This is a genomic window from Burkholderia sp. Bp8986 (assembly GCF_003854225.1).
Taxonomy (GTDB): domain Bacteria; phylum Pseudomonadota; class Gammaproteobacteria; order Burkholderiales; family Burkholderiaceae; genus Burkholderia.
In genome coordinates this window covers 1-9,995 of record NZ_QTQM01000080.1, presented here as the reverse complement: position 1 = coordinate 9,995, position 9,995 = coordinate 1, and the positions used below count along the sequence as shown (strand labels likewise).

Sequence of the window (9,995 nt, the reverse complement as noted above, 5' to 3'; positions counted from 1 at the left end):
GAAGCCGCGCAGCAGACGGCCGAATCGCTGCGCCAGTCGTCGCAGGCGATCGACGACCTCACGCTCGTCGCGAACCACCTGCGCACCGGCGTGTCGCGCTTCAAGATCGACGGCTGACGCACGCGGCCTTCGTGCGGACGACACGATGCTCTTCCTACTTTTTGAACTCGACGGCGAACGCTATGCGCTCGATGCGACGCGGATCGTCGAGGTGCTGGCGCTCGCGCCCGTGAAGTCGATGCTGGGTACGCCGCCATGGCTCACCGGCGTGATCGATCACCGGGGCAAGCTGGTGCCGGTGATTGACGTGCCGCGGCTCGCGCTCGGGCGCGCGGCGCACGCGCTGCGATCGACGCGGCTCGTCGTCGTGCGCTATGCGCAGCAACACGAGGCGGACGGCGCCGATCGATGGCTCGGGCTGATCGTCGAGCACGCGACGCAGGTGCGCGAGTTCGCGCCCGCGCAATTCGCCGACAGCGGGATCGCGACGCCGCACGCGCGCTGGCTCGGGCCGGTCGCCGCCGACGCGACGGGATTCGTGCAGCGGATCGACGTAGAGCAGATGCTCGATGACGACGCGCGCGCATTGCTGTTTCCGCCCGCGCAGGCGCTTGCCGGATGATGGCCATGATGAACGCCAACGACCCTCGATTCGAAGCGTGGCTCGCGCGTGAAACCGGGATGGATGCGGCGACGCTCGGCAATCGTGCGCTCGCGCGCGCGGTTGCCGAACGCGCACGCGTCACGCAGGCCGATGCACCGGACGCGCCCGACACACCGCGGCCCGCCGGCGGCATGCCGGACGTCGCCGCCGAGGCCGCCGGTGGCGCCGCGATCGATGCGTACTGGCAGCGGCTGAATGCGTCCGCGGACGAACGGCAGGCGCTGATCGAAACGCTGGTCGTGCCTGAAACGTGGTTCTTCCGCGACCGCGAGGCATTCGTCGCGCTTGCGCGGATCGCCGACGTGCGGCTCGTGCGCGAGCCGGCGCGCACGCTGCGCGTGCTGAGCGTGCCGTGCTCGACCGGCGAGGAGCCGTATTCAATCTCGATGGCACTGCTTGACGCCGGCATCGGCCCGTCACGCTTCGCGATCGACGCGATCGACATCAGCGCACGCGCGATCGAGCGGGCGCGGGCCGGCGTCTACGGACGCAACGCATTTCGTGGCCACCCGCTCGAATTCCGCGACCGCCACTTCAGCGAAACGATCGGCGGCTGGCAGCTCGACCCGCGGGTGCGCGAACCGGTACGCTTCGTGCAGGCGAACCTGTTCGACCTGCCGCTCGACGCGGACACCCGCTACGACTTCATCTTCTGCCGCAACGTGCTGATCTATTTCGACCGACACGCTCAGGACCAGTCGATCCGGCTGCTCGAGCGGCAACTCGCGGACGGCGGCACGATCTTCGTCGGCCCGGCCGAGACGGGGCTGATGATGCGTCATGCGCTGGCGCCCGCGCGCATTCCGCTTGCGTTCGCGTTCCATCGCACGGCGCAGGCTGATGCTCCGGCCACGGGCGCGAACGATGGCGAGCGGCCGCCCACTGTGTCTGTGGCATCTGCGAAGCCGGTGGCGCCGCAGACGTTGCCGCTCCGGCACCCGGTGGCGGCACCCTCCATGGCAAACCATTTCGCAACGGCAACCCTGCACCGCCCGCCGGCCGTGCCACAGCGGCCGCCGGCGACACGCATCGCGCACGCGGCGCCCGATGCCGCGGATGCCGCGCCGAGCGCACCCGCCGCCCCGGCGCCCATGCTCGCCGACGCCCGCCGGCTCGCCGACACGGGCCGCCTCGACGACGCCGAGCGCGCCGCGCACGCATTCACGCTCGCGCACGGCCCCGACGCGGACGCGTTCTACCTGCTCGGCCTGATCGCCGATGCGCGCGGCCTCGATGCGGACGCGCAGGATTTTTATCGCAAGACGCTGTATCTCGACCCGGCTCACTATGAGGCCCTGACCCATCTCGCCGCGCTGCGCGACGCGGCAGGTGACGCGGCAGGTGCCCGGCAACTGATGCTGCGTGCGCAGCGGGCAAGCGCGCGGCGCGTCAGCCGTGCCGACGGCGGGCCGGACCGGCGAACCGGGCGGAACCCATGACCCACGCCGCTCGTGACGATCGCGCTCCGGCCAGGGCCGTCGACGATTGCTGGAATCTCATCGGCACGCGAGGTGACGGCTCGTGCCCGCGGCTTGCCGTGCACACCCGCTGCCTGAACTGCCCGGTGTTCGAACACGCGGCCGGGAAGCTGCTCGACCGGCCGCTCACCGACGCGGACCTCGCCGAAACGGCGCGCGCCGCACGCAGCACCTCGCAGCCAGCCCCTGCAGACGCACGACTCACTGAATCCACCGCATCTGTCGGCGATGGGCAAGCGCAGCAGTCCGCGCTCGCGTTCCGCGTCGGCGACGAATGGCTCGGCCTGCCCGCCGCCGCGCTGCGGCAGGTCGATGGCCCGCGCCCGATCCATTCGCTGCCGCACCGGCGCGACGGCGCCGTGCTCGGGCTCGTCAACGTGCGCGGCACGCTGACGATCGCAGCATCCCTCGGCGTACTGCTGAATCTCGAACGCAACGCAACCGGACCGCACGAGTCGCGCAACGCGTATGCGCGGATGCTGGTCGTCGAGCATCGCGGCGACGCGGTTGCGCTGCCCGTCGACGAGGTCGAGGGCGTGCTGCGCTTCGCGGCGCATGCGCTGCTGCCGGTGCCGACGACGCTCACCCACGCGGCCGCGATGCACACGCGCGGCCTGCTCGCGTGGCGCGATACAACGATCGGCGTGCTGGACACCGATCGCGTGTTCGACTCGCTTGCGAGGAGCCTGCGATGAGCACGGACGACGACCTGATGCGCCTGTCGCTGCTCGACCTGTTCCGCGACGAAGCACACACGCAGACGCAGGCGCTCGCGAGTGGCCTGCTGACGCTCGAACATTCGCCCGGCGACGCGCCCGCGCTGGAAGCGTGCATGCGCGCCGCGCATTCGCTGAAGGGCGCCGCGCGCATCGTCGACCTGCAGGACGGCGTCGACGTCGCGCACGCGATGGAGGAATGCTTCGTTGCCGCGCAGCGTGGCGAGCTGACGCTGACGACCGCGCACATCGACGCACTGCTGCATGGCGTGGACCTGCTGCTGCGCGTCGGCAACGCCGATCCGGCGGCGGCGATCTCGCGCGCGGACATCGACGCGCTGGCCGCACTGGGTCCGACCGATGCGTCGGACGAGCGCGCCGAACGCGCGGTGTCGCTCACACCGCTTACACTGCCCGTACCGCCCGCGCCGGAACCAGGCGCCGCAGCGCCGCACATCGGCTCCGCGCCCGACGATGCCGCCCTTGTCTCGATATCGCCGCGCACCGGCGACGGCCCGCCGCGCCACCCGCCGGCCGATCCGTCGCCGGGCTTGCATGCCGTCGCGCCCGACGCCCCGCCTTTGCACACCCAACCGTCCCCCCGGCACGATCCGCAGCGGATGCTGCGCGTACGCGCCGAGCAACTCGATCAGCTGTTGAGCCTGTCCAGCGAATCGCTCGTCGAATCGCACTGGCTGAAGCCGTTCACGGGCTCGATCCTGCGCATCAAGCGGATGCAGCGCGACGTCGCGCGCTCGCTGGACGTGCTCGTCGAAACGCTCGCGGAGCGGCTCGACCCGGCCGCGCTCGCGTCGCTGAACGATGTGCGCCAGGGGCTCGGCAACCTGCAGCTGCAGCTCGGCGCGCGCCTGGACGAGCTCGACCGCTTCGACCGCCGCAGCACGCATCTCGCGCAGCAGCTTTACGACGAAGCGTTGCGCTGCCGGATGCGACCGTTCGGCGACGCAACGCACGCGTATCCGCGCATCGTCCGCGATCTCGCACGTTCGCTCGGCAAGCGCGTGCGATTCGCGATCGTCGGCGAAACGACGCAGGTCGACCGCGACATCCTCGACATGCTCGACGCGCCGCTCGGCCACCTGCTGCGCAACGCGCTCGACCACGGCGTCGAGACGCCCGACGAGCGCATCGCACGCGGCAAGCCGGCCGAAGCGAGCGTGACGCTCGAAGCGCGCCACAGCGCGGGCCAGTTGCTGATCTCCGTCAGCGACGACGGCGCCGGCATCGATCTCGACGCGCTCCGTGCAGGCGTCGTGCGGCGCCGGCTCGCCGACGCGGACACGGCCGCGCGGTTGTCCGACCTCGAGCTGCTCGACTTCCTGCTGCTCCCCGGCTTCTCGATGCGCGACCGCGTCACCGATGTGTCGGGCCGCGGCGTCGGCCTCGACGCGGTGCACGACATGGTCAAGGCCGTGCGCGGCACCGTGCGGATCTTCACCGAGCCGGGCCGCGGCGCGCGCTTCGTGCTGCAACTGCCGCTCACGCTGTCGATCGTGCGCAGCCTGCTCGTCGAGGTCGGCGGCGAAGCGTACGCGATCCCGCTTGCGCACGTGCGCCGCACGCTCGAACTCGCGCGCGCCGACATCGACACGCTCGAAGGCCAGCAGCATTTCCGCTTCGACGGCCGCCCGGTCGGGCTCGTCACCGCGCACCAGCTGCTCGGCGCACCGCCGCCGGAACAGGCGGGCGACAGCGTCGCGACCGTCGTGATCGGCGACGAATGGGAGTCGTACGGGATCGCTGTCGACCGGTTCCGCGGCGAATGCATGCTGGTGATCCAGCCGCTCGATCGCCGGCTCGGCAAGGTCAAGGACATCGCGGCGGCCGCGCTGATGGAGAATGGCGAACCGGTGCTGATCATCGACGTCGAGGACTTGCTGCGCTCGGTCGACAAGCTCGTGCGCGGCGGCCAGCTCGACAAGGTGCAGCGCGCGCAGCACACGGCCGTCGCACGGCGCCGGCACGTGCTGGTGGTCGACGATTCGCTGACGGTACGCGAACTGGAGCGCAAGTTGCTCGAAAAGCGCGGCTATGCCGTCACCGTCGCGGTCGACGGGATGGACGGCTGGAACGCGCTGCGCGGCGCCGATTTCGATCTCGTCGTGACCGACATCGACATGCCGCGCATGGACGGCATCGAACTCGTCACGCTGATCAAGCGCGATGCCGCGCTGAAATCGCTGCCGGTGATGATCGTGTCGTACAAGGACCGCGAGGAGGACCGCCGCCGCGGACTCGACGCGGGCGCCGACTACTACCTGGCGAAGAGCAGCTTCCACGACGAAACCCTGCTCGACGCCGTACGCGACCTGATAGGAGAAGCCCGTCCGTGAACATCGGCATCGTCAACGACCTTCCGCTCGCCGTCGAGGCGCTGCGCCGCGCGGTCGCGCGGCGGCCCGAGCACCGCGTGCTGTGGGTCGCGACCGACGGCGCGCAGGCCGTCGAGTTCTGCGCCGCGCAACCGCCCGACGTCGTGCTGATGGACCTGATCATGCCGAAGTTCGACGGTGTCGAGGCGACGCGACGGATCATGTCGTCGGGCAAGCCGTGCGCGATCCTGATCGTGACGAGCAGCATCGGCGCGAATGCGTGGCGCGTGTACGAGGCGATGGGCGCGGGCGCGCTCGACGCAGTCGATACGCCGCGGCTCGGCGCAGGCGCGAACGGCGACACCGCGCAGCTGTTGCTCGCGAAGATCGACCAGATCGGCCGGCTGCTCGACAATCCGGCGGGCGCCGCCCGCCCCGCCGGCACGACGGCGCGCGGCGACGGCGGGCCGCTCGTCGCGATCGGCGCGTCGGCCGGCGGCCCGACCGCGCTTGCGTCGATCCTCGGCGCGCTGCCCACCGATTTCGGCGCGCCGATCGTGATCGTGCAGCATGTCGACCAGGCGTTCGCGGACGGCATGGCGCAATGGCTCGACGGCCAGACGCCGCTCAACGTGCGCATCGCGCGCGAAGGCGACCGGCCGCAGCCGTCGTTCGTGCTGCTCGCCGCGACCAACGACCACCTGCGGATCACGCGCGCCGGCACGCTCGAATACACGCGCGAGCCGGCCGAGACGCCGTACCGGCCGTCGGTCGACGTGTTCTTCAGCAGCGTGACCGAGCACTGGCCCGGCGACGTGATCGGCGTGCTGCTCACCGGGATGGGGCGCGACGGCGCGATCGGGCTGAAGGCGATGCGGATGAAGGGCTACCATACGATCGCGCAGGACCAGGCGACGAGCGCCGTCTACGGAATGCCGAAAGCCGCCGCGACGCTCGGCGCCGCGCGCGCGATCCTGCCGCTCGAGCGCATTGCGGGCGAACTGGCGGCGCTCGTCGGGAACTGAATGAAATGGACTTGCGTGACAGCAATGGCAACAACGGGTGTCGACATGACTAGTGACTCCACGCGACGCCCGGGCCACGATAGCGGCACGTCCGCCGCGGACGGCGCGGGCGCGGCGCTCGAAGCCGCGCGCGCGACCCTGCAGGTGCCGCCGGCGACCGACGTGCCGGTGATGGTGCTGCTGGTCGACGACCAGACGATCGTCGCCCAGGCCGTGCGGCGCGCGCTTGCCGACGAGGACCGCATCGACTTCCACTACTGCCCGCGCTCGGACGACGCGCTCGCCGCCGCAGTCGAAACGCGGCCGACCGTGATCCTGCAGGACCTCGTGATGCCCGGCACCGACGGATTGAGCCTCGTGAAGGCGTACCGCACGAATCCGGTGATCCGCGACGTGCCGATCATCGTGCTGTCGACCAAAGAGGAACCGGTAATCAAGAGCGCCGCGTTTGCGGCCGGCGCGAACGACTACCTCGTGAAGCTGCCGGACCGCATCGAGCTCGTCGCACGGATCCGCTACCACTCGCGCTCGTACGTCAACCTGCTGCAGCGCGACGAAGCCTACCGCGCACTGCGGCAATCGCAGCAGCAATTGCTCGAAGCGAACCTCGAACTGCGCCGCCTCACGCATTCCGACGGGCTCACCGGGCTGTCGAACCGGCGCTATCTCGACGAATACCTGAACGCCGAATGGCGGCGCGCCGCGCGCGAACGCAGCGAGCTGTCGCTGCTGATGATCGACGTCGACAACTTCAAGCTTTACAACGACACGTACGGCCACGTGTCGGGCGACGACGTGCTCAAGCGGGTCGCCTCGACCGTCGAAAGCTGCCTCGGCCGCCCGGGCGATCTCGCCGCACGCTTCGGCGGCGAGGAATTCGCGGTGGTGCTGCCGGGCACGTCGCCGGGCGGCGTGCGCCTGCTCGCCGAGAAGATTCGCCTTGCGATCGAAGCGCTGCGGCTCGAGCACGTGCATTCGTCGACCGGCCGCTACGTGACGATCAGCATCGGCGGCGCGAGCGTCGTGCCGGCGGCCGGCACGCCGATGACGTCGCTGATCGAAGCCGCCGACCGCGCGCTGTACCGCGCGAAGCGCGACGGCAAGAATCGCGTCGCGATCGATGCGGGGCCGGCAACGCCGAGCGACGGCGGCGAGCAACCGGCCTGATGCGTACGCGGCAGCGTCTTGCTACGGCTATGTCAAGTTGACAAGCGCAGGCTACGTGCCTTCATCAAGAGTAGTTATCCTTATCAGATTACTTCGTTGGCTGCGGAAGAGACAGTCCGACCATGCCATGTGGCGAGGCGTTCTTTGAGTATGGCGCGACGACATACCGCGTTCATCTGATGTCTCGGCAACGCGAAGTGCTGCCGGATCGGGCCGACGCAAGAGAGAAATGCCAGAGTGCGTCGCGCATCGCGAAATCCGCACAGCGCGCGCGTCCATCACACGATAGTCGGTCGCGATCTCTTTGCCCACTGATGCTTGAGGCAATGCCGGCCGGACGTCATCGCGCGCGGTGCCGCGCAGCCGATCTCGATTAGGCACGGCAGCCGCGGCGAGCCGAAGTGACCCTGAACCAGCATGAATCCCGGTCGGAAGTGGAAATAGAAAAATCGCAACGACAGTCGCACATGCGCGATATGCGGCATCGCACGCGACGAGCCCGCTGACGCACTTTGCGGCGCTACGGCCGAGGCCCATATGCAGGAATTCGAACAGGCCTAGTCCAAATTCGCATTCTGTTTGTGATGGGAATTACGGCTGAATAAGTTCGCGACATACCGCGCTTTTCGCCAAGATCGGCGAATCGCAATCAGGATGGGTGCGCTTGAATCCGCACCCTGATCCTCCGGTACCGGTGGTCCCGATCGTCTCGCGATCGGGATGAATCCAATTACATCCGTGCACGAGGATACCGTCATGGCATCGATTCCCGAACCGTCGACAACCGGCGAAACCGACAAACGCAGCTGGCTCGAATCGCACGAAGCCGGCTACCACAAGACCCTCGGCAATCGACAGGTGCAGATGATCGCGATCGGCGGGGCGATCGGCACTGGTCTGTTCCTCGGCGCGGGCGGCCGTCTGCAGGCCGCCGGACCGTCGCTCGCGATCGTCTATCTGGTGTGCGGCGCGTTCTCGTTCCTGATCCTGCGCGCGCTCGGCGAACTCGTGATGCATCGCCCCAGCAGCGGCAGCTTCGTGTCGTACGCGCGCGAATTCCTCGGCGAGAAGGCGTCGTTCGTCGCGGGCTGGATGTACTTCCTGAACTGGGCGATGACCGGCATCGTCGACATCACCGCCGTCGCGCTCTACATGCATTACTGGGCGCCGTTCGCGGCCGTGCCGCAGTGGATCTTCGCGCTCGTCGCGCTCTGCATCGTCGCGACGATGAACCTGATCGGCGTGAAGTGGTTCGCCGAGATGGAGTTCTGGTTCGCGCTGATCAAGGTCGCCGCGATCGTGCTGTTTCTCATCATCGGCTCGGTGATCCTCGGCACGGGCGTGCAGGTCGCCGGCCGTGACCCCGGCATGCATCTGATCACCGACAACGGCGGCTTCTTTCCGCACGGACTGATGCCGGCGCTGGTGCTGGTGCAGGGCGTGGTGTTCGCGTTCGCGGGCGTCGAACTGGTGGGCACCGCCGCCGGCGAATGCAAGGACGCGCGCAAGGTGCTGCCGCGCGCGATCAACAACGTGATCTGGCGCATCGCGATCTTCTACGTCGCGTCGGTGGTGCTGCTGGTCTGCCTACTGCCGTGGAGCGCATACAAGGCGGGCCAGAGCCCGTTCGTCACGTTCTTCGGCGCGCTCGGCGTGCCGGGCATCGGCTCGGTGATGAACCTGGTGGTGCTGACGGCGGCGCTGTCGAGCCTCAACTCGGGCCTGTATTCGACCGGGCGCGTGCTGCGTTCGCTGTCGATGGGCGGCTCGGCCCCGGCGTTCCTCGGCCGAATGAGCGCGCAATCCGTGCCGTACGCGGGCATTCTGGTGACGGTCGCGATCTACGTGGTCGGCGTGCTGCTCAACTATCTCGTGCCGTCGAGCGTGTTCGAGATCGTGCTGAACATCGCGTCGCTCGGCATCATCAGCACGTGGGGCTTCATCGTCGTGTGCCAGATGAAGTTCCGCGCGGCGGTCAGGCGCGGCGAAGTGGAGGACGTGCCGTTCAGGATGCCGGGCGCGCCCGTCACATCGTGGCTCACGCTGCTGTTCCTGCTCGGCGTGCTGGTGCTGATGGCGTTCGACTACCCGAACGGGACGTGGACGATCGCGTCGATCCCGCTGGTCGCGCTGCTGCTCGTGGGCGGCTGGAAGTGGTTGAGCAGCCGCGCGCGCCGTGGGTTGCTCAAGCCGACGATTCCGTCGGTCACGCTGACACGGCAAGTGCTCGAGAAGGGCGACAACTAAGCCGACGCGCAATCGGGGGACGGCCTGCGGCCCGATGCAGGCCGCCTCGCAGAAAAAGAGAAAATTCAATGGCACCGTTTGACGAAATGCTTGCAGGCGATCAGGTTCGCCCGCCCTACTCGCGAGTCAAGGCATGGCTCGACACGCAGAACCCTGCAAGCCTCGCCCAGAAAGCCCACGACGCGGAAGGCGTGTTCCGCAGGACTGGCATCACGTTCGCCGTGTACGGCGACGCGCAGGCTGCCGAGCGCCTGATTCCGTTCGACATCGTGCCGCGTATCATCTCGAGCGCGGAATGGAGCCGGCTGTCGCTCGGCATCGAGCAGCGCGTGATGGCGCTCAACGCGTTCCTCGACGACATCTAC

At 68.8% G+C, this 9,995-nt stretch carries 8 protein-coding genes; all 8 read left to right on the top strand.

The features are described from left to right. Window positions 1-145 precede the first annotated feature (145 nt). Window positions 146-622: a chemotaxis protein CheW gene (locus tag DID99_RS35160; RefSeq protein WP_124489841.1), complete on the top strand. Its 477-nt coding sequence runs from the start codon at window positions 146-148 to the stop codon at window positions 620-622. A gap of 8 nt (window positions 623-630) precedes the next feature. Continuing rightward, complete coding sequence (locus DID99_RS35155; RefSeq protein ID WP_124668596.1) at window positions 631-2,103, top strand: protein-glutamate O-methyltransferase CheR; 1,473 nt, start codon at window positions 631-633, stop codon at window positions 2,101-2,103. After that, a complete protein-coding gene (locus tag DID99_RS35150; protein WP_124668595.1) occupies window positions 2,100-2,837 on the top strand; it encodes a chemotaxis protein CheW in 738 nt (245 codons plus the stop codon). Before DID99_RS35155 ends, DID99_RS35150 begins: the two co-directional genes overlap by 4 nt. Then, on the top strand, window positions 2,834-5,212 hold the full coding sequence (locus DID99_RS35145) for a hybrid sensor histidine kinase/response regulator (protein WP_124668594.1): 2,379 nt from the start codon (window positions 2,834-2,836) through the stop codon (window positions 5,210-5,212). The genes DID99_RS35150 and DID99_RS35145 overlap by 4 nt, the downstream gene beginning before the upstream one ends. After that, window positions 5,209-6,216 carry a chemotaxis response regulator protein-glutamate methylesterase gene (locus DID99_RS35140; protein ID WP_124668593.1) on the top strand — a complete coding sequence of 336 codons (1,008 nt, stop codon included), beginning with the start codon at window positions 5,209-5,211 and terminating at the stop codon, window positions 6,214-6,216. The genes DID99_RS35145 and DID99_RS35140 overlap by 4 nt, the downstream gene beginning before the upstream one ends. Window positions 6,217-6,261: 45 nt before the next feature. After that, a complete protein-coding gene (locus DID99_RS35135; protein WP_124668592.1) occupies window positions 6,262-7,383 on the top strand; it encodes a diguanylate cyclase in 1,122 nt (373 codons plus the stop codon). A 756-nt stretch (window positions 7,384-8,139) separates the two neighbouring features. Then, window positions 8,140-9,630: an L-asparagine permease gene (ansP, locus tag DID99_RS35125; RefSeq protein ID WP_124668591.1), complete on the top strand. Its 1,491-nt coding sequence runs from the start codon at window positions 8,140-8,142 to the stop codon at window positions 9,628-9,630. A 68-nt stretch (window positions 9,631-9,698) separates the two neighbouring features. After that, window positions 9,699-9,995 (top strand): circularly permuted type 2 ATP-grasp protein (locus DID99_RS35120; protein WP_185733868.1); only part of this gene is annotated, 297 nt, incomplete at its 3' end.

What these genes read in the sequence shown, in the direction of transcription:
- DID99_RS35150 (WP_124668595.1), top strand. Translation starts at nt 2,100, where the DNA reads ATGACCCACGCCGCTCGTGACGATCGCGCTCCGGCCAGGGCCGTCGAC.
- DID99_RS35160 (WP_124489841.1), top strand. Translation starts at nt 146, where the DNA reads ATGCTCTTCCTACTTTTTGAACTCGACGGCGAACGCTATGCGCTCGAT.
- DID99_RS35155 (WP_124668596.1), top strand. Translation starts at nt 631, where the DNA reads ATGAACGCCAACGACCCTCGATTCGAAGCGTGGCTCGCGCGTGAAACC.
- ansP (WP_124668591.1), top strand. Translation starts at nt 8,140, where the DNA reads ATGGCATCGATTCCCGAACCGTCGACAACCGGCGAAACCGACAAACGC.
- DID99_RS35145 (WP_124668594.1), top strand. Translation starts at nt 2,834, where the DNA reads ATGAGCACGGACGACGACCTGATGCGCCTGTCGCTGCTCGACCTGTTC.
- DID99_RS35135 (WP_124668592.1), top strand. Translation starts at nt 6,262, where the DNA reads ATGACTAGTGACTCCACGCGACGCCCGGGCCACGATAGCGGCACGTCC.